We start from the raw sequence: 24599 nt of genomic DNA, 5'->3' as shown, positions 1-24599 counted from the left end.
CAGGGATGTCAAGATGGCGGGTCGGTGACCGGGGCCGCGTCGGCATAGCGACGGGCGATAACCGCGCAGGCGATCAGCTGGATCTGGTGGAACAGCATGACCGGCAGCAGGATCGCGCCGACCTGCGCCGCCGGGAACAGGACGCCCGCCATCGGCACGCCGGACGCGAGGCTCTTCTTCGACCCACAGAACAGCAGAACGATGGCGTCCGCGCGCGGCAGCGCCATCGCCCGGCCCAGCATCACCGTCGCGCCCAGTATGACGGCCAGCAGCGCGCAGCAAAGCAGCGCGATCGTCGCCAGGTCGAAAGGCGACAGCGTCTGCCACAGCCCGCCGACCACCGCCGCGCCGAACGCGGAGTAGACGACCAGCAGGATCGAGCCGCGATCGACAACGGTCAGCAATCGTTTCTGCCGGGTGACGAACGCCCCGATCCAGGGGCGCAACAGATGGCCTGCGACGAACGGCAGCAGCAACTGTCCGACGATCGTCCATACCGAATCGAGCGACACGCCTCCGGTCGCGTGCATCAGCAGCGCGACGAGCGCGGGCGTGACCACGATGCCGAGCAGGTTGGAAAAGGACGCGCTGCACACCGCCGCCGCGACATTGCCGCGCGCGATGGCGGTGAACGCGATCGACGACTGCACGGTCGACGGCAGCAGGGTCAGGAACAGCAGGCCCATCGCGATCGGCGGGGACAGGATCGACCACTGGCTCAGCGCCAGCCCGAGCAGCGGGAACAGCCCGAACGTCACCGCCAGCACCACCAGATGCAGCCGCCACGCGCGCAGGCCGGATACGATTGCGTCGCGCGACAGCCTGGCGCCGTGCAGGAAGAACAGTGCGACAATGCCGGCGTCGGCGATGATCGCCACCGCATCCGCAAATCCGCCGCGCGCCGGCAACAGGCTGGCAAGCGCGACGGTGCCGAGCAGCATCAGGATGAACGGCTCGAAGACCGACAGGATACGCGCCAGCATCGGGCCGGTCCTGTGATCGTTAGGCCCTGGCCTCGGCGCTTTGCGGCACCGCGTTCAGCGCGTCGATGAACAGTTCGCACCACCACATCACGTCTTCGCGACGGACATTGTCGATCAGCTTTTCCCAGCGGCGGATGCGTTCCTCACGCGGCATGGCGAGGGCGGTGGCGATGGCGTCGGACATTTCCTCCGCGCTGTACGGATTGACCAGCACCGCGTCGGTCAGCTGCTCGGCGGCCCCGGCGAACTTCGACAGGATCAGCACGCCGGGGTCGTTCGGATCCTGCGCCGCGACATATTCCTTGGCGACCAGGTTCATCCCGTCGCGAAGCGGCGTGACCAGTCCGATGCGGGCGGCGCGGTAGATGCCGGCCAGCATGTCGCGCGGATATCCCTTGTTCACATAGCGGATCGGCACCCAGTCCATATCGGCATATTCGCCGTTGATGCGGCCCGACAGCGAATCCAGCGTCGCGCGGATCTCGCGATAGGTATCGACCTTCTCGCGGCTCGGCGGCGCGATCTGCAGCAGGTAGACAAGGCCGCTGCGCTCCGGATGGCTGGCGAGGAAGCGTTCGTAGCCCAGAAACCGTTCGGGCAACCCCTTGGAATAATCGAGCCGGTCGACGCCGACGATCAGACTGCGGCCGGTAGCGCTCATCCACATGCGTTCGCAGGCGTGGCGCGCGGTGGTGCTTTGGGCGGCCTTTTCAAACGAGGCGGTTTCGATGCCGATCGGGGCGGCGATCGCGCGGATGGTACGGTCGCCGACCGTCACCATGCCATTGTCGCCCAGCGTGCCGCCAAGCTCTCCCGTGACATAGGACAGGAAGCTGTCGAGCCAGTCGTGCGTCTGGAACCCGACCACGTCATAGGCGAACAGCGATTCGACCAGTTCGCGGTGATTGGGCAACGACGTCAGCAGTCGCATCGGCGGCCACGGGATGTGCAGGAAAAAGCCCATCCGGTTGGTCATGCCGCGCGCGCGCATTTCGGCACCCAGCGGGATGAGGTGATAATCGTGGACCCAGACGATATCGTCCGGCTCGACCAGCGGCGCGACGGTGTCGGCGAAGCGCGCGTTGACGCGGACATAGCCCGCTTTGAAGTCACGCTCGAACTCGGTCAGGTCGATGCGGTAATGGAACAGCGGCCACAGCGTCCGGTTGGCGAAGCCGTTGTAATATTCGTCGAAATCCTGTTCCTCCAGGTCGACGGTCGCGGTGGTCACACCGCCACCCTGCTGAAAATTGATGTGGCCGGTGAATTTCTCGGTCGTCTCGCCCGACCAGCCGAACCAGATCCCGCCCTTTTCCTTCAACGCCGCCAGCAACGCGACGGCAAGGCCGCCCTGATTGGCGTTGGGGTCGTTGCTGGGTGGCTGGACCCGGTTCGAAACAACGATCAGTCGGCTCATCGCACGGCGCTCCATGGGCGGCTCAGCAGGACGGCACAGTTAATCAACCCGACCAGTGAATAGGTTTGCGGATAATTGCCCCACAACTCGCCGGTCGCGGGGTCGATGTCTTCGGACAGCAGGCCGGCCGGGGTCCGGCGCGCGACCATCTCGTCAAACAGCGCGCGGGCATCGGCATCGCGGCCGGTGACGTGCAGCGCCTCGATCAGCCAGAAGGTACACACGTTGAACGCGGTGTGCGGCAGGCCGAAATCGTCCTCGGTCGCATAGCGCAACATGTGGCTGCCCCGGCGCAGGCCCTCCTCGACCGCGTACAACGTGCCGCGGAACCGGACGTCGTCAGGCGACAGGAACCGCAGGTCGAGCAACTGGATCAGGCTGGCGTCGAGGTCGTCGCCGCCGAAGGTCGCGGAAATGCGGTGGGTGTCGCCGCGCCACGCTTCCTTCTCGATCCGGCTACGCATCGTGTCGGCGCGGTCCTGCCAGAACGCCCGGCGATCCTCCAGCTTCAGCGCGACCGCAGCATTGGCGAGCCGGTCGCACGCGGCCCAGCACATCGCCGCCGAATAGGTGTGGACATGCGCCTTGGTGCGCAGCTCCCACAGGCCCGCGTCGGGCTTGTCATAGACGGTCCACGCCAGCTCGCCGACCTTTTCCAGCGACCGGAAATCCTCCTCGCCCGCCATGCGGTACAGCCGCTGGTCGAAGAACGCCTGCGCGTTGGACAGGACGATCTGGCCATAGGCGTCGTGCTGGATCTGCTCATAGGCCTGGTTGCCGACGCGGACCGGACCCATCCCGCGATAGCCAGGCAGGCCGGTTTCGATCCGTTCGGTCAACACCGCCTCGCCGCCGACGCCGTACAGCGGCTGGATATGCCCGCCCTTGGCCGCGTCGACGATGTTGCGCAGATATTCGAGATACCCCTCCAGCACGTCGAGCGCGCCGAGCCGGTTCAGCGCCTGCACCGTGTAATAGGCGTCGCGGATCCAGCAATACCGGTAATCCCAGTTGCGCTCAGACCCCTCATGTTCGGGCAGCGAGGTCGTCAGCGCCGCGACGATCGCGCCGGTTTCCTCATGCTGGCACAGCTTCAGCGTGATCGCCGCGCGAATGACCACGTCCTGCCATTCCAGCGGGGTGGCAAGGCCGCGCACCCAGTCGCGCCATTCTGCAATGGTGCGGTCGAGCATGATCCGTGTCGCTTCGCCGATGACGCCGGTGAAGCTCTCGTCCGGCCCGAGGAAGAAGTGGAGGGGCCGTTCGAGGCGGAACCAATCGCCCTCCTGCACGCGGCCGACCGGCGCGTCGGTGGTCAGGCGCAGCACCTGATCCTGCATGATGTAGCGGACGTGGTTCGACCCCGCCGTCTGCGGCGCGGGCGTGCCCCAGTTGGTCGCAACGCGCAGGGCCACGCGGATGCGCGGCGACCCCGCCACCGGCTTGACGATGCGGATGAAGGTGGTGGGGCGATAGGTCCGCCCCTCGCGCACGAAGCGCGGGCAGAAATCGGTCACCTCGACCGCGTTGCCCTGTGCGTCCTCGTGCCGGGTGACGAGGATCGGGGTGTTACGCAGATAGGACTGGGTCGTGGTCGTCGCGCCCTCAAGCTCGATCGCCCAATAGCCCGTCTCGCTATTTTCGCCGCCGAGCAGCGCGCAGAACGCCGGGTCGCCATCGACGCGCGGTACGCAGCCCCAGACGAAGCGGCCGGTCGAATCGACCAGGGCGGACACCTGGCAATTGCCGATCGGCCAAAGGTTCATGTCGGCGGTCATGCGCTGTGCTCCAGACTGTTCATCAACCAGCGCCGCACATCGGCGACGCCGTCGAGGCGCGCGGTGGCGGCGGTGTCGCGGGGCGGACCGACCAGGATGCCGGTACCGCCAAGCGCGGCGACGGCGACAAACCCGTCCTCGTCGGTCAGGTCGTCGCCAAGGAAAACCGGCACGGTGCCGGCAAACGGAGGGGCGGCCATCAGTGCCGCGATCGCGCGGCCCTTGTCGCCGGGCGCGCGCAGTTCGACCATCATCTTGCCGTGCTGCACGACGAGATCAAGACTTGCCGCCAACCCCTCCGCCAAGGCCCGCGCCGCGCCTTCGTGACCGGGCGACTGGCGATAATGCAGCGCGGTGCCAAGGCTCTTGTCCTCGACCACCAGATGCGGGTCGCGATTGGCGAAGCCCCGGAACGCGGCGCTGGCCGCATCGAGCGCGGGCGGACGCTGCGGCGTGTCGTGGCTCGCCGACACACGCTGTTCGGCCCCGTGGCTGCCGGCGACTGGCAGGTCGGGCATCCCGAGCAGCGCGTCGATCTGGGCGATCGAGCGACCCGTCACGATAGCGACGCGGCCACCCAGCATGACCGGCAAGGCGGCCAGCAAACCGTTGAGCTCGGCGTCGACGACGACACCGTCCGGGGTTTCGGCCAGTTCGACCAGCGTCCCGTCAAAGTCGAGGAACAGGCTGGCACCGGGGTCAAGTAGTGGCGGCGCGCTGGTGGGCGAACGAGGGGCGGTGCCGCGTCGGGCGGGTTCATGAAGGCTGGCTGACATCGTTTCGTGAACACATCGACCGCCGGTTGCGTTCCGCTGCACCGCAAAAGAAGCGCCCGACGACGCGGTTCAGCGGATGGGCGGCAGGTCCAGCATAGCCATGTTCGCGCGCTCGGCCTCGGTCTGCAACAGCGCGGGATCAAGCGTGGCGTCGGCCACGAGGTCATCGGTCACGACCACCGTGGTGCCGACATTGGTGATCGCGAACAGGTTGCGCGCAAAGCTGATCGGCAGGCGGATGCAGCCGTGGGAGTCGGGGAAGCCCGGATTGCGCCCGGCATGCAGGGCGATCCCGTCCCAGGTCAGGCGCTGCATGAACGGCATCGGCGCGTCATTGTACAGGTTGGACCGATGATCGCGATTCTTCTGCAGGATGGGATAGATGCCGACCGGCGTTTCCTTGCCGTCCATGCCGGTCGATACCGTGGTCGCCGCAACCAGCGCCTTGCCGCGATAGACATAGGCGCGCTGCAGCGGCAGGCTGATGACGATGGTGACGGGTTCGGCGGTGGCCGGATCGCTCCAGACGAACTTGCCGGGTTCCAGCATGGCGGCGGATTCGACCAGGGCGACGGCGCTGGCCGGGGCGATATCCTCGGCGGCGGCGGGCATCGCCACGGCCATCGCGGCGAAAAGTCCGATCCCCAAACCCGTCATCGCGCGGAACATCGCCTGTCTCCAATGGCTTGCCGGCGCTTCTGCTCGGCGTTCAGGCTGGCGATGTGCCAGTCTTTCTTTGCGGTCCATAACGCGCGACCCGGCCGCTGGTGCCGTGCGCGAAATCCCGATTTGGTATTCAAAGCGCGCCGAACCGGCCTGAGTCCGGGGCAAGTTGTGGCAACCCTTACGGAAAACGCTAACGATTTTTGCTATATCCATGGGCATGCGGGATCTGGGGTATTCGATGATCGAACACGATAATTCGCTGCGCTCGCGGCGTGCGATGTTGAAAAATGGTCTGGTGCTGGCCGGCGCCTTGTCGGTGCCAAGCGCGGTGTCCGCCGCCAACCGGCTGACCGGCCGTGACCTGCAACCGATGAGCCAGCCGCCGTTGCCGCGCCGGTCGGTTGCCGCCACGCCGACATCGCCGCGCGTCGTCCGGCCGGAATTGATGCGCAAGGCGATGGCCGCGCTGAACCGTGCCGGATCGCACGGCGTCCGCCGTGACCGGATGGCGATTGTCGACTTCGCCGCATCGTCCTCCGAACCGCGTCTGCATCTGATTGATCTGGCCAGCGGGCGCAGCACGTCGTTGCTGGTCACGCATGGCAGCGGGTCGGATCCCGCGCACACCGGCTGGCTGCAGCGGTTCTCGAACCGGGAGGGGTCCAATGCCTCGTCGGAGGGGGCTTTCCTGACGTCCGATTATTATGTCGGCAAGCATGGCCGGTCGCAGCGGCTGATCGGCCTCGACAGCACGAACTGCAACGCGCTGGACCGGGCGATCGTCGTCCATTCGGCGTGGTATGCGAACCGTGACATGATCGCGACGCGCGGGATGCTGGGCCGCAGCCAAGGCTGTTTCGCGGTCGGCGAGCGCGATCTGGATACGGTGTTCGCAAAGCTCGGGCCGGACCGGCTGATCTTCGCCGCCAAGGCCTGACGGGCCGGGGGCAACCCGCCTGACGCCTGCATCACCCCGACCTCTGCCGGGGTGGTACGTCTGGGGGAGTGTAACGATCATGCCGCCAACGACTTGCAACCGGTAAGGTATCGAAGGCGAGCTGTGCGGGTTCGTCGTTAGGCCAACCCAAGCCGACGCCCAAGTCGCCGGACACCGCCGACCAGTCCCGACGCGGCGAGTTCGCCGAAACCGATACCGCCCTGCTTCCGCCGGCCGAACGGGATTTTAACAACATCCGCCAGCCCGAGCGCCCCCGAGCGTAACGCGGTACGCTGAATACGCGCCCAGCGTCTGGCGGTTTCCCGGTCGATCAGCGCCACATCCGCCGGCGTACAGGCACGTCCGGCGAAAAAGGTCGCCTGCGCCGCCGCCAGCGCCGCCGCCAGCGCGCCCAGCGTCGCCCGGTCGCCAACCGGCTTACCCATCATCAGATGCTCGACGAACAGCGTGGCAACCTGCTCCGCCATGTCGCCGAACGCCGGCCGGTGCACGTCGGTCAGGACCATGATCGCGCTGACCCGCATCCTGTCGGCAAAGCGTTTCGACACGCCGCCGGGGTGCTGGCGATACTGGACGAGCACGTCGTCGAGGCGGGCGATCGGCCCGACCGGCAGCAGGCGGTGATAGAGGTCGAAATCCTCGGCATAGAGCCGCTCGTGCCGGCTGAACGGATCCAGCGCGCGAGCCGCGTCGCCGCGTATCATGACGGTCGACCACGCGAGCGGGTTTTCGATGTGCAGCAGCCAGCCGATCAGGGCCGGGCTGGTCGTGACCGGATAGCTGGAGCGCGACACGACGCCGTCGCACAGGAAGGCGACGTTGGTCGCGACCAGCGGACAGGCCGGGTTGGCATCGAGCCACGCCACCTGCGCCGCCAGCCGGTCGGGATGGCACAGGTCGTCATGATCCAGCCCGGCGATATAGCGCCCCCGCGCCTGCGCCACGCCGTGATTGCGCGCCTTGACCGGGCCACCATTTGCCGGCGTCTGGATGACGCGGATGCGCGGATCGGGCCATGCGCGCGCGACCGCCAGCGTGTCGTCGGTCGAATGGTCGTCAACGACGATGACCTCGAAATCGGTGAAGGTCTGCGCCTGCAACGACGCCAGCGTCGCGCCGATCAGCGTCGCGCCGTTATAGGCGGGCATGACCACGCTGACGGTCGGGGCGGCGGTCGTGGCGGCGTCCGGGGCGACAGGATCGGTCATGCGACCGCGCGTACACCGTCGCGCAGCACCTGGTCGACGATCATCTGGCCGACATCGTTCTGCCAGAGCCACAGGCCGTTGGCCTGCCCCGAAAAACTCGCCTCGCCGCCAAGATTGCCCCATGGCACGAAGCCGGCGGCCAGACCGATGCCGTACAGGCCGGGCAGGGGGGTGTCGCTGGCGTCCAGCACGCGGCAATGCCGGTCGACCATCGGCCGCCCGTCCTGCGCGGCCAGCGGGATCGGCGTGCCGTCCGGCATCGCCAGCGGCAGCGCGTACGGACGATAGCCAAGGGCCGCGATCACGAGGTCCGCATTGGCGATGCGGTCGCGCGCGCGCCGATCGTCATCGCCGGTGATGCGGTGCAGGGCCACGCGCGGATCGGGCGCGCGCCCGTCGATGCCGAGCATCCGCACGACCAGGTCGCGCGCCTCCAGCCGGAACCCGGCGAGGCGATAGACGAAGCCCGATACGGGGCAGATATCGTCGGGGCCGAAATCGGTAAACCCCTCCGCGTACGCCGCCGCCACCGAATGATAGAAGGGGCGCAAGGGGCGGCGATGCAGCAGGGTGATCGCGCCCGCGCCCAGCGGCAGGGCGGGGCGGCCCTTCAGCAACAGCGCCAGCGTGGTCAGCGCGCTGGTCGATCCGCCCACGACCGCGATTCGCGGCGCGCGATGTTTCGACAGCAGGTCGGCGACCATCTCGAACCCGCCGACGGTCAGCACCGAATCGGACTGGATCAGCCGGTCGGCGGCGAGATCGGCGAGCTTCGCGCCCGCGACCATCTGCGTCGCGAGCCGGTCGATCGGCTGATGCCCGCCGGTCGCGATGACGACCGACCGGGTCGGCTGGTCGAAGGTCGCGCCATCGGACAGCCGCTTCATCTGCACCGTCCACAGGTCCGCGCCGATCCGCGTCGCGCCCAGCGCCTCATGACCCGTCAGCACCGCGCCGCCGTTATCGCGGACGATATCGGCCAGCCGGTCGCCGGTCGCGCGCAGCAGTGGCCCGACCTCGACCAGTGGTACGCCAAGCTGGTCGGCATGGCTCATCACCACCCGCGCGGCGGGACCATCGGCCAGTGCGGCCAGTTGTGGGTACGGATTGTCCTTCACCGCGGTCAGGAAGGTTTGCGCGGTCGAATCCGAGGTGATGGCGTAGCGCCCCAGCCGTCCGCCACCGACGACCGCGTCCCGTTCGACCATCACCAGGCCGCTGGCCGCCAGCGCGCCCAGTTGCCCGCGCTTGGTCGCCGACGTCAGCATCGCGGTGGCGGCCGGACCACCGCCGACGACCACGACCGAGGCGATGGCCGGCGTCTGGCTACGCGGCTGGGCCGCCACCGCCGTCCGCGTCGTGGCGACCGCGCGGCGCAGCGTGTCGGCGATCCGCGCGACGTCCGCCACGTCCATCGCATCGGTGATCGGCAGCGACAGCATCCGCGCGGCGACCGCGTCGGCGACCGGCGTCGCCTCGATCGTCGCGGTCGCGTGGAACCAGGGCTGCTCGCCCAGATGCGGGCTGAAATACTGACCGCAGCCGATACCCTCGGCCGCCAGCGCGGCGATGACCGCGTCGCGGCGATGCGCGGCGTCGGCGGGCAGCAGGACCGGCATGAACTGCATCGTCCGGCGCATGCCTGCCACGCACTGCATCTGGAACCCGTCCAGCCGCGCACGATAGGCGGCCTCCAGCGTCGCGCGGTGGTCGCACAGGCCGCCGATCGCGCGCAGCTTGGCGCGGGCCGCCACCGCCAGCACCTCGGGCAATTTCGCGTTGATGCCGGGCAGGGTGGCGCTGCGGCCGGACTCGAATCCGAAATTGCCCATCGCGCGCAGCGTCGCGATCAGATGTGTGTCGCCGCTGTGGATCAGCCCGCCCTCGGCCACGGAGAACGGCTTGGTGGCGTGCAGCGAATGGACGATCGCGAAGGGGGCATCCGCGCCGAACCCGTGGCCGGCGGCATCGATCGTACCCAGCGACGACGCGGCGTCGATCACCACGCCGACCGCGTAGCGCCGTTGCAGCCAGGCATAGCGGTCCAGGTCGATCGCGTTGCCGAAGGTAGCATAGGGCACGATACAGCCGATCCGGCTGCCGTGCAGCGCCAGCAGCCGTTCCTCCTCCGCCGGGGCCGCCGCCCAGTCGTCGGGGTCGATGTCGCAGATCAGCGGCGTCAGCCCTGCCCAGGTTGCGGCCTGCGCAGTCGCCGCAAAGGTCAGCGCGGGCATCAGCGCATAGCTGCCCGGCGCGGGGTTCAGGCCGGCGGCATGGCGTATGGCGACGATCAGCCCCAGCGTGGCGTTGGCGACGGCCAGGCTGGCCCCGCAACCGCCGAACAGCTGGTCGGTGACGTCGCGCTCGAACGCGCGTACCTCCGGCCCGTTGTTGCTGTACACGCCCGACGCCTCGACCCGCCGCAGGTCGGCGACAAGGTCGCTGAGGCGCGGTGGGTTGGGAGCGATCAGGGGCAAGGGCTTCATCGCGCGTCGGCTCGCTTCGTTGATACGGTGCCGATACGGTTACGCTTCCGGCTCCTAAGAACCGGTTACGGGGTCCTTCAGCAGATAGACGGCATAGTCCTCGTCGGTCCGGGCGGGGCGTAACACCGCGATCCGCGTCGTCGCGTCCAGAAATGCGCGGACCTGTTCGGGCGTCGAGCTGTAGCTGCCGACATAGCCGGCGCGTTCGCGGAAGGCGGGGGCATCCGGGTTCATGCGACGCTGGATCACGATCACCACCGGCTTGCCGCGCATCCGCCGCAGGTCTTGCGCGGTATGCAGCAGATCGCCGGCGGTCAGGTGGATCTGGGCATGGCGGGTGAAGCGGACGACGCGGCCGAACTTGTGCTCGCGTACCATCCAGATCGGGTTGTCGGCGTAATAGGGCAGCGCCTCGACCATCACGTCGGGGTCGGCCATGACGGTGGCATCGTCCAGCCCGCGACGGTGGATCAGCGCGGCCAGATCGGCGGCCCGGCCGAACGGGACGCCGCGTGCCGCGCCGGCAAGGATATCGTAGCTGGTCAGCAGTTGCAGCGCGAGGAGGACGACGAACGCCCCCTGGCCGATGCCCTCCATCAGCCGGAACGCGGTCCCGTCACCCGGCCAGCGCCCGCCATGGCCCTGCGCGACCAGCCAGTGGATCGTCATCACGAACACCAGAAACAGCGCCTGATGGCGGTAGCTGCCCGGATAGACCAGCTGGAAGAACAGCAGCAGCGCGACCAGCACCACGACGCCCGACAGCAGGCCCGCCGGCGTGCGGATCAGCGACAGGACACTGCCCATCATCAACAGGCCCAGCAGCACGGCGATGCCCGGAATCCACTTCAGCATGTCCGGCATCAGGTCGCCGAACGGGGCCGCGACCGACAGCATCGATTGCACGATCAGGCCGACGCTCAACGCCTCCGACCGGGGCGACACGGCGGCGTCGTTGAACGGCGGGTACACCGTCACCGCGCACAGCACGACGCCGATCAGCGTCAGCGCAGCGGCGACCGCCCACTCGCGCCACGCCCGGTTGGGGCGCAGGCCGTGCGCGCACACGATCTCGACCAGCCAGAACAGCAGGATGCCACCGGCAAAGAAAATCGCCTGCGCATTGGTGTTGCACAGCGCCAGCAGGAGCAGCCCCAGAAGGATACCGCGATCACGCCCCCGGTCGTACGCCAGGGCGATCGCGAACAGCACCACCATGCTGATCCCGTAATTGCGCGCCATCACCACGAACTCGAACAGCCCGAACGCGCCGAACAGGACGATCGCGACGAACCATAGCCGAAATGGCGCGCGAAAGGTCAGGATCGCGGCTCCGACGATACCGATCGCGGCGGCCACGCCCGGCAACACCTCGCGCACCGGCACGACCATGTGCGCCAGCCGCAGCAGGATGTACCACAGCGCCGGATGCCCCTCGCCCTGCACGCCGCGGGCCATCGCGATCAGGCTGTCGCCCTGCAAGGCCAGCGAGAAGGCGCGGACTTCGTCCCGCCAGAACACATGCTGCGACACCAGCAGGGCAACGACCATCAGCCAGACCGCGAACAGGCCGGCCCGCGCCCACAGCGCGCGGCCCGACGGTCGCGCGGGCAATACGAACCACGGGCGCGACTGCACGCTGGCGGCGGTTTCGGGCAGGGGAACGGTCATCAGGCGCGCGCCGGTACGACGGACGGTGTCAAAGCATTGCACATGCGGGGAAAGCGCCACCTTATTGGAATGGTAACCATGTTCGTTCAAGCTTGCCGTATCGCCATGCCGCGAAGACGGCTACGGGCGTCGGCTTGAGGCTAATTTTTTTTCGGGTAGTAGCGGACATGATCGGTGGTCGGAAGGTGGCAGTCGTACTGCCGGCATATAACGCGGCAAAGACGTTGCGGCAGACGGTGGCGGAAATCCCGCGCGATCTGGTCGACGACGTCATCCTGACCGACGATTGCAGCAAGGACGAGACCATCGCCGTCGCGCGCGAGCTTGGCCTCCACGTCGTCGCGCACGACCGTAACCGTGGTTACGGCGGCAACCAGAAGTCGTGCTACGCCGCGGCGCTGGCGCGCGGTGCCGACATCGTTGTCATGCTCCACCCGGATTACCAGTATACGCCGCATCTGGTGACGGCGATGGCGGGGATGATCGCATCGGGTCATTACGACGCGGTGATGGCATCGCGGATCCTGGGTAACGGCGCGCTGGCGGGCGGGATGCCGCGCTACAAATACGTGTTCAACCGGTTGCTGACCGCGTTCCAGAATCTGGTGATGGGGCAGAAGCTGTCCGAATATCACACCGGCTATCGCGCGTGGAACCGCACCGTGCTGGAGCGGCTGCCGCTGCTGGCCTGTTCGGACGATTTCGTGTTCGACAATGAAATGGTGGCGCAGGCCGCGTGGTTCGATTTCCGCATCGGCGAGATTTCCTGCCCGACCAAATATTTCGCCGAAGCCTCCAGCATCAATTTCCGCCGCAGCTGCATCTACGGCCTTGGCTGCGTGCGGACCGCGATCGTCTATCGCCTCGCCAAGATGAAGCTGGTGCGCTCCGCGCTGTTCGAATCGGGCGACGAGGCCCGTCTGGATGCGGATGATGCGGCGCGGACCGAGTTGCGCCCCGTTCGCGTCTGACTCACGTTACCACGCCGCCTGTTCCCCGGCGAAGGCCGGGGTCCAGGTGGGTCAGTGGCGGTGATGAAGTACGATCGGCTGCCCAACTGGGCGCCGGCCTTCGCCGGGGAACAGGCGGCGGGACAGTGCGCTGACAAACCAATCAGCCGTCATCCCGGACCTGATCCGGAATCAAGAGCCTCGGGGCAGACCCTTGCAACGCTGGATCCCGGCATTCGCCGGGATGACGGGTGCGGGAAGCGCCCTCAAACCTCGTCGGTCGTCAGCTTGACTTTGTTGGGCAGCTTCTTGCCCTTGGTCCGGCGCGACGGGATCTGCACCGGGTTCTTCTTCTTCCATTCCGCCCACGTCATCGGCCCCTCGGGCGTGTCGATGGTCGTGTCGGCCAGTGCGTCGCTCATGGGACTGTTTCCTCAGCCGCAACCCGCCAATCGGGGTCGCTGTCATCGCATCAACGCGGGGGGCGGGAAAGTGGTGCCCGGAGACGGGGTCGAACCGCCGACACTGCGATTTTCAGTCGCATGCTCTACCAACTGAGCTATCCGGGCACATCCAGTTTTGGTCGAAACCGCGTCTGGAAGCGCGGCCTTTAAACAGGGTCTTGGGGTCTGTCTACCCCGTCCGGTTCATCATCGCCAATTGGTCGGCCCGGAATGCGATATCCGTCGCCCAGCCACTGCAAAAGGTCGCGATCGCGGCAGCCGCGCGAGCAGAAGGGGCGATATTCTGGCACGGCGGGCGCCTTGCACATCGGGCAGCGGGTCGTGGTCATCGGTCAGGCTCCAGGATCGGTATGGCCCCCATGCGCGCGGACAGTCGCGCGATCCAGTCAGGATGCGATTCGATTCGCGCAACGACTGCCGGCGGCAGGCGGTGCGCGGCCGGACCGCCCGGTGGCGTACGCTCCAGCACGCGCATCGCCGCCCGCGCCGCGGCTCCCACCGGATCGGTACGAATCAGTTCGGGAATCGCCATCCGCATGCGCGGCCGCACGATCTGCAGGAAGCCGAAGCCGTTCACCTGCGTCCGCTCGAACGGCAACGGCAGATGCGCGTCGATCGCCGCCGCCACCGCCTGCCGCGCGGCCTTGTTGGTCAGGTTGGGGAAATCCACGCCGATCGACCCCCCGATCCCGTGGCGACGGATCGCCAGCGCCACCTGCCGCGCGGCATCCAGCGCCAGCCGGTCGAGCGGCGGTGCGCCGTCGACGTCGAACAGGGTCATGGCGGGCGTCAGCGCCATCCGCAACGCGCCGGTCGGGAACAGGATCTCGCCGCTGTCCGCCTCGTCGAGCAATTCGGACCAGCCCGCCGCCTCCAGCGCATCGGCCTCATGCGGGCGCAAATGCCGTACCGGTATGCCGGTAGCGGTGATCCGTGCCAGCAGGTCGGGCGCGGGGCCGGGGCGCGCGTCGGTCGCCACCGCCTTGGCCAGCTTGGCACGACCCCGTTCAGGAATGACACCGCGCGTGATCGCCACCATCAGGGTTGCGCCCAGCGTCACGCCGGGGGGAATATGCGCCAGCCAGGCATCGCCACGCCCGTCGACCAGCGTCACGCGGCCCTGGCGGCCCGGCATCTGTTCGACGAGGCGTGCCGGGGCCACGTCGCCGGGACGCAGCGCCTCGCCCTCCGGTTCGATCAGCGCCTCGACGATCGCGCCGTCCGCGACGAGCGCGGCCCGCGCCTCGCCGATCCCGTCCTCGTACAGCCACTCCGCCAATCGCCCCTCAGCCAAGTGGGAGTCCCGCGGTCTTCAGCAACGCGCGCGTCTCGAACAGCGGCAGGCCGATGACGCCCGAATGGCTGCCCGACAGGAACCGGACGAACGCCTCCGCCCGGCCCTGAATGGCATAGCCGCCCGCCTTGCCCAGCCCCTCGCCACAGGCGACATAGGCGTCGATCTCGGCCGCCGACAGCGGTTTGAACGCGACGATCGTGTCGACGATGCGGGTGCGGACGGTGCCGGCGGTGTCGATGACGCAGATCGCCGACAGGCAGTGGTGCCGCCGCCCGGACAGGCGGGCGAGCAGGTCGCGCTGCACGGCCTCCGTCTCCGCCGGGGGCAGGACGCTGAGACCCAGTGCGATGGTGGTGTCGCCGGCCAGGATGACCTCACCCTCGCCGCGCGGCACGGCATGCGCCTTCTCGACCGCCATCCGCAGCGCATAGTCGCGCGGGATTTCGCGTGGACGCGGGGCTTCGTCGATGTCGGGGGCGGCCACGCGCGACGGTTGCACCCCCAGTCGCTCCACGAGCGCGAGGCGTCGTGGCGAGGTCGAGGCAAGAACAAGCCGGGGAAGGGGGCTGTGGGTCGAGGCGGCGGTCAGGTCAGGCATGGGGGCGGCGTGTCGGGGACTGCACCGCCTGCGTCAACCATGCTTGAAGCGCCCTGATGCCGTTACGCGATGCGATCGCGCACCGGCACGGGTCAAAACGCCTTACTTGAAACGATAGGTGATCCGCCCCTTGGTCAGATCATACGGCGTCAGTTCCACCAGCACTTCGTCGCCGACGAGGACGCGGATGCGGTTCTTGCGCATCTTGCCGGCGGTGTGGCCCAGGATCTCGTGATCGTTTTCCAGGCGGACACGGAACATGGCGTTGGGCAACAGCTCAACCACCTGTCCGCGCATTTCGAGAAGTTCTTCTTTCGCCAAGCGATAAGGCCCCTAATTAGACAGCAATCTGGTCGTAAAAACGCGCCGCCTTAACGCGGGACGGTTGAAAAGGAAAGCCGGGGCGGTGTTGTCGCTCACACGCCGCCCGATCAGGCTGACGCGATCACGCCGGATTGTGGCGATCCAGAAACGCCTTCATCCGTGTCAGGAACTCCAGCCGGTCTTCCCCGCGTGAGAAATGGTGATCCGCCAGCGGCTGTTCAAGATACTCGTACGGCTTGCCCGCCTGCTTCAGTTCGTCCGCCATCAGCCGCGATTGCTTGACCGGAACGCGCTTGTCCTCCTTGCCGTGGACCAGCAGGATCGGCATGGCGAAGCCGGCCGCGCCAAAGCGTGGGGACACGCTGCGAAAATCCGGGGCCTGCTTCTTCAGCCAGGCCGTGCGCGTCTTGCCGTACAGGAACTGGCTGTCGTAGCGGCGCATCGCCGCCAGGTCCGACACGCCTGCAAACGACACCGCGCACCGGTACAGCGCGCCATCGCGCTGGGCGGCGCGCATCGCCGCATAGCCGCCATAGGACGCGCCGATCATGCAGGCGCGCCTGGGGTCGGCGATCCCCGCCTTCGTCATGTAGGTCAGCGCGTCGTTCAGGTCGTCCTGCATGGTCAGGCCCCACTGGCCTTCGCCCTTCTTCGCGAAATCCCGGCCGAACCCGGACGATCCACGATAGTTGGGCTGGATCACCGCATAGCCGCTTTCGGCCAGATACTGGACCCACCAGTCATAGCCTTCCGAATCGCGCGCGAACGGGCCGCCATGGGGCAGGACGATCAGCGGCAACCCCTTGGCCTCGCGCCCGCGCGGCAACGTCATCACCGCCGAAATCGGCGTGCCGTCGCGCGCGGTGTATTGCACGGTGGTGACCGGCGACAGCCGGCGCCCCTTCAGCACCGGGTTCTGCCACGCGAACAGCTTCATCGACCCTTCGGCGGTATCCCAGTAATAGAGTGCCCCGGCCTGGTCCGGTGCGCCGACCTCGATCAGCATGCGCGCGCCATCCTGGCTGCGCGACACGATCCGCGCGCGGCGACTGGATCCGATCGCCGCGTCGATCTTCGCCTGGATCGCCTTCATCGCGGGATCAAGCCAGTCGGTATGGGTATACCGGTCGGTGACGACGACGCCGTCCAGTCCGTCACCCGACGCCGAGCGGACGATGCCGTCGATATCGTGATCGGCAAGGCCATAGACCCGCTTGCCCAGTTTCAGGTCGGGCAACGACACCTCGTACAGTGCGTCGCGGCCATCGGTGTCGTCGGTGGCAAGGGCGGTGCCGTCGGCGCGGAACAGCGCGGGAATGACCATGTCGCCGCCCTTGCCGGCCCGCGCGATCGTCTTGAACCCACCGCTCGCCGCGTCACGGTACAGCAGCGTGCTGTGTCCAGTGTCGTCATCCAGGCGATAGCCCATGCGCAGCCGCCCCTGCGCGTCGGCGTACCAGTCATAGACATTTTCATAGCCGACCGTGATCCGCCTCATCTTGCCGGTCGCCAGATTGGCCTCGAACACGCCGGGGTAGAACTGGTCGATCGTGTCGATCCCCGTCTGCTTGGACAGCAGGATGCGCGGGCTGCCGTCATGGGCGCGCCAGATCACATCGTCGGCGCGCAGGCCGGACTTTTCCCAGTCGATCTTGTTCATCGTCCGGCCGTCGGCGCTGACGCCCAGCGTGCGGGTGATATACGTCTCCGTGCCGTACACGGTCTGCTGCGACCCCAGGCCGACCGCCAGCCAGTCGTTGCCGACCCAGCGCCACCAGTTGACGTCCACTGTCTTGCCGGTGCGGACGATGGCCGGTGGCTTCATCTCGCCGGCGGCGGCGAACAACTGGCTGATGACCAGCAACTGCTCGCCCTTCACGTTGAACTTGGCGGCAATCCGGGTGCCGTCGGGCGACAGTTGCGGGTCGGTCACATTGGGCAGGGTGGCGAATGTCTCGACCGGTATGCGGTCGGTGGCGGGGGGCGTTTCACCGGGTGACGCGGCGACCGGCGCGGCGGTCGGGGTCGCGAGCAGGAGAGCCGTGCCAACGACCCCGAACAACAGTGATGTCATGACCTTGCCTCCCATGGCACGGCCATCCCCATCGCGGCACCATGGCCCTGTGCATCCCCCTTCATTTCCAACATTGCAAGCGCGAAAACCTAGCCTGCACCGCCCCCGGCCAGCGCCGCCAGCAGCAGCAGCGCGACGATGTTGGTGATCTTTATCATCGGGTTGACCGCCGGGCCGGCGGTGTCCTTGTACGGGTCGCCGACGGTGTCGCCGGTCACCGCCGCCTTGTGCGCCTCCGACCCCTTGCCGCCGTGATGGCCGTCCTCGATATATTTCTTGGCATTGTCCCAAGCGCCGCCGCCGCTGGTCATCGAGATCGCGACGAACAGGCCCGAGACGATCACGCCGAGCAGCATCGCACCCAGTGCCGCGAACCCCTGCGCCTGTCCGGCGACCGCGGTGATGACGTAGTAGAGGACGATCGGCGACAGCACCGGCAGCAGTGAGGGGACGATCATTTCCTTGATCGCGGCGCGGGTGACCAGATCGACGGTGCGCGCGTAGTTCGGCCGGCTGGTGCCCAGCATGATGCCGGGATTGTCGCGGAATTGCGCGCGCACCTCCTCGACCACCGCGCCCGCCGCGCGGCCGACCGCCGTCATCCCGAACGCGCCGAACAGATAGGGCAGCAGCGCACCGAGCAGCAGGCCGACGATGACATAGGGGTTGGACAGGCTGAAATCGACGGTCAGGTCGGGGAAGTAGGTCGCGAGATCCGTGGTGTACGCGCCGAACAGCACCAGTGCCGCCAGCCCGGCCGAGCCGATCGCATAGCCCTTCGTCACGGCCTTGGTCGTGTTGCCGACCGCGTCCAGCGCATCGGTGCGCTGGCGGACATCGTCGGGCAGGCCGGCCATTTCGGCGATGCCGCCGGCATTGTCGGTGACCGGGCCATAGGCATCGAGCGCGACGACCATCCCCGCCTGCGCCAGCATCGCGGTGGCGGCAAAGGCGATGCCGATGATCCCCGCCAGTTGATAGGCGACGATGACCGCGACAACGATCACCAGGGTGGGCAGCGCGGTCGATTCCAGGCTGATCGCCAGCCCTTGAATCACGTTGGTGCCGTGGCCCGTCTCGGATGCCTTGGCGATGCTGCGGACCGGGCGGTAATTGGTGCCGGTGTAATATTCGGTGATCCAGACGATCAGTCCGGTGACCGCCAGGCCGACGAGCATCGACCAGAACAAGTCCATGCCGGTGAACCGCTGGCCCACGCTCTCCGCCCCAGTGGTCAGCGCGTCGGTCCCGGCGTCGAGGAAGCCCGCCCCGCCGATCACCGCATGCATATCGCCCAGCACCATGCTGGTCGCGAGGTAGATCGCCGGGACCGACAGGATCGCGCTGGTCCAGAACCCCTTGTACAGCGCGCCCATGATCGTACCGCGCCCAAGCCGGACCATGTAGGTGCCGATGATCGAGGTGATGATGCACACCCCCCCGACCGCGAGCGGCAACGTCATCAGCCGCATCAGTTCGGCCGCGTCCGCCTGAATCAGCAGCGCGATCGAGATCATCGTGACGCCCAGCGTGACGACGTATGTCTCGAACAGATCGGCGGCCATGCCGGCGCAGTCGCCGACATTGTCGCCCACGTTATCGGCGATGACCGCCGGATTGCGGGGGTCGTCCTCGGGGATGCCCGCCTCGACCTTGCCGACCAGATCCGCGCCGACATCCGCCGCCTTGGTAAAGATCCCGCCGCCCAGCCGCGCGAAGATCGAGATCAGCGAGGCCCCGAATGCCAGCGCGGTCAGCGCCTCGACGATGATCCGGTCGTTGGGGGCGTGGCGCGCGACCGCGACCAGATACCAGAAGAAGCCGCTGATCGAGAGAAGACCGAGTCCGGCAACCAGCATCCCCGTCACCGCGCCCGACCGGAACGCCATCGTCAGCCCGGCCTGCAACGAGGTTCGCGCGGCTTCCGCCGTTCGGACGTTCGCACGGACCGAGATGTTCATGCCGACATAGCCCGCCACGCCCGACAGCACCGCGCCGATGAGGAACCCGACGGTCGACAGCCAGCCCAGCGTGAAGGCAAGGACCAGCGCCACGACCGCGCCGACGATGGCGATGGTGACGTATTGCCGGCCCAGATAGGCCTTCGCCCCCTCCTGGATCGCTGCGGCGATATCCTGCATCTTTGCGTTGCCGGGCGATGCGGCCAGCACCTGACGGCTGGTGACGAAGCCATAGATCACGGCGACAAGGCCGCAGATCATGGCGAGGTAGACCGTGGTCATACGTCGCTATTCCCTCTCCTGGCGGACGCCCGGTTGTCCGGGTCGTTCATCGTTAGGAGCGGGAGGCTATCAGGGGTGGAGGAATGCGCAAGGGTGTCCCGATCCCGGTCGTTTCGACTACGTCCGAAACGAACGGATGGGGGGCGGTCAACCGCCGTGTTGATAGCCGAGCCTGCCGGGCAGGGGGATCGTCTCACCCGCATCGTGCAGGCTCAACCCAGACCCGACCGCGAACATCCCGATCCGGGTCGCCGGCGCGGCGGGCATGGCACCATCGGCCAGCGCGAACAGCAGTTCGTAATCGTCGCCCGCCGTCATCGCCGCCAGCCGGACGTCGCGCGACTCGCCCGCGAAATCGCGCAGGGCATCGGACAGCGGCACCGCCGACAGGTCGATCGCCACCGCCAGCCCGCTTGCCGCCGCCATGCGCGCGGCGTCGATCAGCAGCCCGTCCGACACGTCCATCATCGCCGACACCTGAGGCCCCAGCAGGCGTCCCGTGGCCAGACGGGGCAAAGGGCGGCGGTAGGCGTCGCGCAACCGCTCAGGCCCGGTCTGCCCGCCGGCGATGGCCAGCCCGATGCCGGCGTCACCGATCGTCCCCGTCACCCATAAGGCGTCGCCCGCCCGCGCGCCGCTCCGGGGCGGGGCGGCGGCGTCGCGGCCGAATGCGGTCAGCGTCAGGACGCGCGGTGCGCCCGGCGGCAATGTCACCGTGTCGCCACCGATCAGCCGCGCGCCCAACGCCTTCAGCGCCGTGCCGAAACCGGTCAGGAACGCGCGGTCCCACGCATCGTCGCGCAGCGGGTAGTTGAGCAATACGCCCTCGACCGAGGCACCCTTGGCGGCGAGGTCCGACAGGTTGGTCGCCAGCAGTTTCCACGCGACATCGCCGGGCGGGTCGCCGCTGAGGAAATGGACGCCCTCAACCAGTGTGTCGGTGGTGACGACCAGCGGGCCGGCGTCGAGGACGGCGGTATCGTCGGTCAGTCCGCGTGCGCCGGGGTGCAGCGGCAGGCTGCGTAACGCGGTCAGAAACTCGGCTTCGGTCACCCGCCAATTCCTCCCCGGCACGGGGAGGGGGACCATCGCGCAGCGATGGTGGAGGGGGAGGGCAGCGAGTCCGACGCTTGGAGAGGTCTATTGAGCGTCCCGCCTGGGGCACGCGCCCTCCACCACGCCCGCTGAGCGCGGTCCCCCTCCCTGTGCCGGGGAGGAATCAGGTCAGCGCACATCCTTGCCGATCGCGTCGAGCAGGCCGTTGACGAACCCCGCCTCGCGTCGTTCGTAAAAGGCGTGGGCGACGTCGACATATTCGCTGATGACCGCGCCGACCGGCACGTCGACGCGCGCGAGCAACTCATAGGTGCCCGCGCGCAGCAATGCCTTCATCGGCTTGTCGAGGCGGGCGAGCGTCCACCCCTTGGCCAGCTTGCCCTCGATCAGCAGGTCGATCTCGCCCGCGCGCGCGGTCGCGCCCTTGACGATGTCGTCGAAGAAATCGACCTCCGCCTCGGCATATTCCACATCCTCGATCACCGCGCCCAGCCGGTGAGCATGGAACTCATGCAGCAGGGGAACGACCGGCGTCCCCTCCATCTCGTGCTGGTACAGCGCCTGGACGGCGGCGAGGCGGGCGGCGGCGCGCGCCTTGGAGCGGGCGGAAGTGCGGGTCATGACAGCGTTCAATCGTTCAGGCGGAGGCGGAGCGCCACCGATTTGGCATGGGCGGGCAGCCCCTCCGCCCGCGCGAGCGCGACGGTGGCGGGGCCGAGTTCGCGCAGACTGTCCTCGGTCAGGCCGAGGAAGCTGGTGCGCTTCATGAAGTCGAGAACCGACAGGCCCGACGCAAACCGCGCGCGCCGGCCGGTCGGCAGGACGTGGTTGGGACCGGCGACATAATCACCGATCGCCTCGGGCGTATGCCGGCCGAGGAACACCGATCCGGCATGGCGGACCCGGTCGAACAGCGTCTGGGGAGCGTCGACCGACAATTGCAGATGCTCGGGCGCAAGCCGGTCGACCAGTGGCATCGCCTCGTCCAGATCGCGCACGACGATGATCGCGCCGTTCGCGTCCCACGCCACGCGCGCGACGTTGGCGGTGGCCAGTTCCGGGATCTGGCGATCCACGGCGGCGGCGACCCGGTCGGCGAAGTCGGCGTCGTCGGTGAACAGGATCGACTGGGTCGTGACGTCGTGTTCGGCCTGGCTCAGCAGGTCGGCGGCGGTCCATTCGGAATCGTTCAGGCCATCGGCGAGGACGACGATTTCGGAAGGGCCGGCGACCATGTCGATGCCGACCACGCCGTACAGCTGGCGCTTGGCCTCCGCGACCCAGGCATTGCCGGGACCGGTGATGACGTCGACGGCGGCGATCCGTCCGGCTCCGTGGGCCAGCGCGGCGACGCCCTGCGCGCCACCGATACGCCAGATTTCGTCGACGCCGGCCAGATGCGCGGCGGCCAGGACCAGATGGTTGATCTTGCCGTCGGGCGTCGGGGTGACCATCGCAATCCGGCCGACGCCCGCCACCTTGGCGGGAATGGCGTTCATCAATAGCGACGAGGGATAGGCCGCCCGGCCGCCGGGCACATACAGCCCGGCCGCATCCACGGGCCGCCAGCGCGCACCAAGCCGGACGCCGGCCGCGTCGGTGAAGTCGCTGTCCACCGGCAGCTGCTTTTCATGATAGGCGCGGATGCGGGTGGCCGCGAGTTCCAGCGCGATCCGCAATTCGGGTTCAAGTCGCTCGAACGCCGCCTTGCAGTCGGCCAGGTCGACCTGCCAGCCGGTCGCATCGAGATCATGCCGGTCGAGCGCCAGCGTCAGGTCGCGGACCGCGCCCTCGCCCTCGGCCCGCACGCGGGCGATGATCGCCGCGACATCGCGGGTGACGGTCGAATCCGATTCGCGCCGGTCGTTGACCAGCGCATCGAACGCCTCGGCAAAGCCCGCATCGGTCGTCGACAGGCGGATCATGCCGCGACCCTCTCGCCGACCGCGCGGCGGAAGGCGTCGACCAGCGGCACGACGTCGCCGCGCGTCTTCATCGCCGCGCGGTTGACGACGAGCCGCGACGTGACGTCCATGATGTGCGCGACCTCGACCAATCCGTTTTCCTTCAGGGTGCGGCCCGACGATACAAGATCGACGATGCGCGGGGCGAGGCCGAGCGTGGGGGCCAGTTCCATCGCGCCGTTCAGCTTCACGCACTCCGCCTGCACGCCCCGATCGCCGAAATAGCGCGCCGTCACATGCGGATACTTCGTCGCGACGCGGACATGGCTCCAGCCGCGGGAATCGTTCTTCTGCGCCATGTCGGCCGGTTCGGCGACCGACAGGCGGCAGTGGCCGATCCCGAGATCGACCGGCGCGTACAGCTCGGAATAGGCGAACTCCGCCAGCACGTCCGACCCGACGATGCCCATATGCGCCGCCCCGTGCGCGACGAAGGTGGCCACGTCGAACGCGCGCACCCGGATCAGCGATATGCCCGGGTTGTCGGTTTCGAACCGCAAGGCCCGGCTGTCTGGGTCGGTGAACGCCGCTTCCGGATGGATACCGGCCGCCGCCAGCAAAGGCATGGCCTCGACAAGAATACGCCCCTTGGGGACGGCGATGATGAGCGGGGGGATGAGTGGCGGCTGTGGCATGGAGCCGGGGCTTTACTGGTGCGCGCGGGCTGGCGCAACCAAGCGTGGCGGAACGATCCCGGCCGCCATCACAATCAACCGGGCTGATGTCTTTCCCAGTCGCGGATGGCGGCGATGACCGCATCCGGATTTTCCCACGGCACGAAATGCCCGGCGTCGACCCTGGCGATCGTCAGGTCGGGGACCAGCGTATCCAGACCGTCCAGCTGGCTCGGCAGCAGGGCGACGTCGCGCAGGCCCCAGATGACCAGCACCGGCATCGCCAGCGGCGGGAACGGCGCGTCCAGCCAGTCGGGGCGTGCCGGCGTTTCGTCCATCGCCGGCACGATGATCGCGCTGGCCCGGTACCAGTTCAGCATCGCCGTCATCGCGCCCGGCTGGCTCCACTCCGCCAGATAGTCGGGCTTGTCGTCGGCGAGCATGGCCAGATCGGCGTGTTTGGCAAAGCTGGTGTCGAAGAACGCGTCGAGGCCGATCGTTTCGATATGCCGTTCAAGGGTCGGGTTGCGGAAGGCAGTCATGTACTGGCTGGCGGCGCGCTGGGCCGGATCGTCGAACAGCGTGCGCTGGAAGATCAGCGGGTGCGGCGCGTTGATGATGACCAGCCGGGCGATCCGGTCAGGATGCTTCAGCGCGGCCATCCATGCGATCGCACCACCCCAGTCATGGGCGACCAACGTGAACCGGTCGAGCCCGAAATGGTCGGCCAGCGCGATCAGGTCGGCGACCGGCTTGTCGGGGGTGTAGGCGGAGACGCCCTCCGGCTTGGACGAACCGGCATAGCCGCGCTGGTCGGGCGCGATGACGAAATGGTCGCGCGCCAGGTCGGGCATGACGTGCCGCCAGGTCCGGTGCGACTCCGGAAAGCCGTGCAGCAGGATCATCGGCGGGTGCGCGGGGTCGCCGGCGGTGGCGACGTCCAGCTCGACGCCCGTGGTCAGTGCGATACGCTGCATGGTCAGATCCCCTCCCGATGGCGAACGGCGCGGGCTTATGCCTTGCTGCCGTCCCGGCCTGCCGGACCATGCCCACGCCCGCCGTGCGCCGCAAG

22 protein-coding genes and 1 tRNA gene are annotated in these 24599 nt (G+C 67.9%); 2 read left to right on the top strand and 21 right to left on the bottom strand.

Going from position 1 to position 24599, the window contains the following annotated elements; all coding sequences use genetic code 11:
• Nucleotides 1-8: 8 nt before the first annotated feature.
• The 5 genes from ASE75_RS00575 to ASE75_RS00555 form a co-directional block, all read right to left on the bottom strand.
• On the bottom strand, nucleotides 9-983 hold the full coding sequence (locus ASE75_RS00575) for a bile acid:sodium symporter family protein (RefSeq protein ID WP_055927322.1): 975 nt from the start codon (nucleotides 981-983) through the stop codon (nucleotides 9-11).
• A 19-nt stretch (nucleotides 984-1002) separates the two neighbouring features.
• The gene (gene otsA, locus ASE75_RS00570) at nucleotides 1003-2400 is read right to left on the bottom strand and encodes an alpha,alpha-trehalose-phosphate synthase (UDP-forming) (protein WP_055929102.1); all 1398 of its coding nucleotides are present in this window, start codon (nucleotides 2398-2400) and stop codon (nucleotides 1003-1005) included.
• Nucleotides 2397-4178, bottom strand: a complete 1782-nt coding sequence (locus tag ASE75_RS00565) for a glycoside hydrolase family 15 protein (protein WP_055927319.1) — start codon at nucleotides 4176-4178, stop codon at nucleotides 2397-2399. The genes otsA and ASE75_RS00565 overlap by 4 nt, the downstream gene beginning before the upstream one ends.
• On the bottom strand, nucleotides 4175-4954 hold the full coding sequence (gene otsB / locus ASE75_RS00560; RefSeq protein WP_082463709.1) for a trehalose-phosphatase: 780 nt from the start codon (nucleotides 4952-4954) through the stop codon (nucleotides 4175-4177). The genes ASE75_RS00565 and otsB overlap by 4 nt, the downstream gene beginning before the upstream one ends.
• Before the next feature lie 69 nt (nucleotides 4955-5023).
• Entirely contained in the window at nucleotides 5024-5623 is a 600-nt protein-coding gene (locus ASE75_RS00555; protein ID WP_235512450.1) for a L,D-transpeptidase family protein, read from the bottom strand.
• 214 nt (nucleotides 5624-5837) lie between these two features.
• Here ASE75_RS00555 and ASE75_RS00550 point away from each other — a divergent pair, with 214 nt between their 5' ends.
• Nucleotides 5838-6557 carry a murein L,D-transpeptidase catalytic domain family protein gene (locus tag ASE75_RS00550; RefSeq protein WP_443025280.1) on the top strand — a complete coding sequence of 240 codons (720 nt, stop codon included), beginning with the start codon at nucleotides 5838-5840 and terminating at the stop codon, nucleotides 6555-6557.
• A 137-nt stretch (nucleotides 6558-6694) separates the two neighbouring features.
• On the opposite strand, the gene ASE75_RS00545 is transcribed toward ASE75_RS00550, so the two are convergent.
• The 3 genes from ASE75_RS00545 to ASE75_RS00535 are packed head-to-tail and all read right to left on the bottom strand — an operon-like array spanning nucleotide 6695 to nucleotide 11943.
• Complete coding sequence (locus ASE75_RS00545; protein WP_055927316.1) at nucleotides 6695-7786, bottom strand: glycosyltransferase family 2 protein; 1092 nt, start codon at nucleotides 7784-7786, stop codon at nucleotides 6695-6697.
• On the bottom strand, nucleotides 7783-10272 hold the full coding sequence (locus ASE75_RS00540) for a DegT/DnrJ/EryC1/StrS family aminotransferase (protein WP_055927313.1): 2490 nt from the start codon (nucleotides 10270-10272) through the stop codon (nucleotides 7783-7785). The genes ASE75_RS00545 and ASE75_RS00540 overlap by 4 nt, the downstream gene beginning before the upstream one ends.
• A gap of 54 nt (nucleotides 10273-10326) precedes the next feature.
• Complete coding sequence (locus ASE75_RS00535; RefSeq protein WP_156340027.1) at nucleotides 10327-11943, bottom strand: hypothetical protein; 1617 nt, start codon at nucleotides 11941-11943, stop codon at nucleotides 10327-10329.
• Between the two features lie 185 nt (nucleotides 11944-12128).
• Between ASE75_RS00535 and ASE75_RS00530 the strand changes: the two genes are divergently transcribed.
• On the top strand, nucleotides 12129-12914 hold the full coding sequence (locus tag ASE75_RS00530) for a glycosyltransferase family 2 protein (protein ID WP_235512449.1): 786 nt from the start codon (nucleotides 12129-12131) through the stop codon (nucleotides 12912-12914).
• A gap of 245 nt (nucleotides 12915-13159) precedes the next feature.
• Here the strand turns inward: ASE75_RS00530 and ASE75_RS15710 are convergent, their stop codons facing one another.
• The 13 genes from ASE75_RS15710 to ASE75_RS00475 all read right to left on the bottom strand — a co-directional run bounded on the left by ASE75_RS15710 (nucleotide 13160) and on the right by ASE75_RS00475 (nucleotide 24504).
• Nucleotides 13160-13315, bottom strand: coding sequence for a hypothetical protein (locus ASE75_RS15710; protein WP_200922285.1), 156 nt, complete (start codon nucleotides 13313-13315; stop codon nucleotides 13160-13162).
• A 71-nt stretch (nucleotides 13316-13386) separates the two neighbouring features.
• Nucleotides 13387-13462: transfer RNA gene (locus tag ASE75_RS00525), tRNA-Phe, on the bottom strand.
• A gap of 41 nt (nucleotides 13463-13503) precedes the next feature.
• On the bottom strand, nucleotides 13504-13686 hold the full coding sequence (locus ASE75_RS14995) for a DNA gyrase inhibitor YacG (RefSeq protein WP_082463708.1): 183 nt from the start codon (nucleotides 13684-13686) through the stop codon (nucleotides 13504-13506).
• Nucleotides 13683-14636 carry a ribonuclease gene (locus ASE75_RS00520; RefSeq protein ID WP_055927304.1) on the bottom strand — a complete coding sequence of 318 codons (954 nt, stop codon included), beginning with the start codon at nucleotides 14634-14636 and terminating at the stop codon, nucleotides 13683-13685. Before ASE75_RS00520 ends, ASE75_RS14995 begins: the two co-directional genes overlap by 4 nt.
• A gap of 7 nt (nucleotides 14637-14643) precedes the next feature.
• On the bottom strand, nucleotides 14644-15252 hold the full coding sequence (locus ASE75_RS00515; protein ID WP_055927301.1) for a Maf family protein: 609 nt from the start codon (nucleotides 15250-15252) through the stop codon (nucleotides 14644-14646).
• Between the two features lie 102 nt (nucleotides 15253-15354).
• Nucleotides 15355-15573 carry a translation initiation factor IF-1 gene (infA, locus tag ASE75_RS00510; protein WP_003049127.1) on the bottom strand — a complete coding sequence of 73 codons (219 nt, stop codon included), beginning with the start codon at nucleotides 15571-15573 and terminating at the stop codon, nucleotides 15355-15357.
• 124 nt (nucleotides 15574-15697) lie between these two features.
• The gene (locus ASE75_RS00505) at nucleotides 15698-17650 is read right to left on the bottom strand and encodes an alpha/beta hydrolase family protein (RefSeq protein ID WP_055929091.1); all 1953 of its coding nucleotides are present in this window, start codon (nucleotides 17648-17650) and stop codon (nucleotides 15698-15700) included.
• A gap of 89 nt (nucleotides 17651-17739) precedes the next feature.
• Nucleotides 17740-19893 carry a sodium-translocating pyrophosphatase gene (locus ASE75_RS00500; protein ID WP_055927298.1) on the bottom strand — a complete coding sequence of 718 codons (2154 nt, stop codon included), beginning with the start codon at nucleotides 19891-19893 and terminating at the stop codon, nucleotides 17740-17742.
• Nucleotides 19894-20040: 147 nt separating this feature from the next.
• A complete protein-coding gene (gene thiL, locus ASE75_RS00495) occupies nucleotides 20041-20946 on the bottom strand; it encodes a thiamine-phosphate kinase (protein WP_055927295.1) in 906 nt (301 codons plus the stop codon).
• A 171-nt stretch (nucleotides 20947-21117) separates the two neighbouring features.
• Complete coding sequence (gene nusB, locus ASE75_RS00490) at nucleotides 21118-21570, bottom strand: transcription antitermination factor NusB (protein ID WP_200922284.1); 453 nt, start codon at nucleotides 21568-21570, stop codon at nucleotides 21118-21120.
• Nucleotides 21571-21578: 8 nt separating this feature from the next.
• Complete coding sequence (hisD, locus tag ASE75_RS00485) at nucleotides 21579-22874, bottom strand: histidinol dehydrogenase (RefSeq protein WP_055927285.1); 1296 nt, start codon at nucleotides 22872-22874, stop codon at nucleotides 21579-21581.
• Nucleotides 22871-23548: an ATP phosphoribosyltransferase gene (gene hisG, locus ASE75_RS00480; RefSeq protein ID WP_055927282.1), complete on the bottom strand. Its 678-nt coding sequence runs from the start codon at nucleotides 23546-23548 to the stop codon at nucleotides 22871-22873. Before hisG ends, hisD begins: the two co-directional genes overlap by 4 nt.
• 74 nt (nucleotides 23549-23622) lie before the next feature.
• Nucleotides 23623-24504, bottom strand: a complete 882-nt coding sequence (locus ASE75_RS00475; protein WP_055927279.1) for an alpha/beta fold hydrolase — start codon at nucleotides 24502-24504, stop codon at nucleotides 23623-23625.
• Nucleotides 24505-24599: the final 95 nt, after the last annotated feature.

This window comes from Sphingomonas sp. Leaf17 (genome assembly GCF_001421505.1).
GTDB lineage: Bacteria > Pseudomonadota > Alphaproteobacteria > Sphingomonadales > Sphingomonadaceae > Sphingomonas.
Note: the sequence above shows the minus strand (reverse complement) of the source record. Positions and strands in the feature narration are given on the sequence as shown.

Excerpts from the sequence above, each read along its gene's own strand:
- ASE75_RS00500 (WP_055927298.1), bottom strand. The coding sequence starts at position 19,893 with ATGACCACGGTCTACCTCGCCATGATCTGCGGCCTTGTCGCCGTGATC.
- ASE75_RS00535 (WP_156340027.1), bottom strand. The coding sequence starts at position 11,943 with ATGACCGTTCCCCTGCCCGAAACCGCCGCCAGCGTGCAGTCGCGCCCG.
- ASE75_RS00515 (WP_055927301.1), bottom strand. The coding sequence starts at position 15,252 with ATGCCTGACCTGACCGCCGCCTCGACCCACAGCCCCCTTCCCCGGCTT.
- ASE75_RS00550 (WP_443025280.1), top strand. The coding sequence starts at position 5,838 with ATGCGGGATCTGGGGTATTCGATGATCGAACACGATAATTCGCTGCGC.
- ASE75_RS00540 (WP_055927313.1), bottom strand. The coding sequence starts at position 10,272 with ATGAAGCCCTTGCCCCTGATCGCTCCCAACCCACCGCGCCTCAGCGAC.
- ASE75_RS00475 (WP_055927279.1), bottom strand. The coding sequence starts at position 24,504 with ATGCAGCGTATCGCACTGACCACGGGCGTCGAGCTGGACGTCGCCACC.
- otsB (WP_082463709.1), bottom strand. The coding sequence starts at position 4,954 with ATGTCAGCCAGCCTTCATGAACCCGCCCGACGCGGCACCGCCCCTCGT.
- ASE75_RS00505 (WP_055929091.1), bottom strand. The coding sequence starts at position 17,650 with ATGACATCACTGTTGTTCGGGGTCGTTGGCACGGCTCTCCTGCTCGCG.
- hisD (WP_055927285.1), bottom strand. The coding sequence starts at position 22,874 with ATGATCCGCCTGTCGACGACCGATGCGGGCTTTGCCGAGGCGTTCGAT.
- ASE75_RS00545 (WP_055927316.1), bottom strand. The coding sequence starts at position 7,786 with ATGACCGATCCTGTCGCCCCGGACGCCGCCACGACCGCCGCCCCGACC.
- ASE75_RS00555 (WP_235512450.1), bottom strand. The coding sequence starts at position 5,623 with ATGTTCCGCGCGATGACGGGTTTGGGGATCGGACTTTTCGCCGCGATG.
- otsA (WP_055929102.1), bottom strand. The coding sequence starts at position 2,400 with ATGAGCCGACTGATCGTTGTTTCGAACCGGGTCCAGCCACCCAGCAAC.
- hisG (WP_055927282.1), bottom strand. The coding sequence starts at position 23,548 with ATGCCACAGCCGCCACTCATCCCCCCGCTCATCATCGCCGTCCCCAAG.
- nusB (WP_200922284.1), bottom strand. The coding sequence starts at position 21,570 with ATGACCCGCACTTCCGCCCGCTCCAAGGCGCGCGCCGCCGCCCGCCTC.
- ASE75_RS00565 (WP_055927319.1), bottom strand. The coding sequence starts at position 4,178 with ATGACCGCCGACATGAACCTTTGGCCGATCGGCAATTGCCAGGTGTCC.
- ASE75_RS15710 (WP_200922285.1), bottom strand. The coding sequence starts at position 13,315 with ATGAGCGACGCACTGGCCGACACGACCATCGACACGCCCGAGGGGCCG.
- ASE75_RS14995 (WP_082463708.1), bottom strand. The coding sequence starts at position 13,686 with ATGACCACGACCCGCTGCCCGATGTGCAAGGCGCCCGCCGTGCCAGAA.
- ASE75_RS00575 (WP_055927322.1), bottom strand. The coding sequence starts at position 983 with ATGCTGGCGCGTATCCTGTCGGTCTTCGAGCCGTTCATCCTGATGCTG.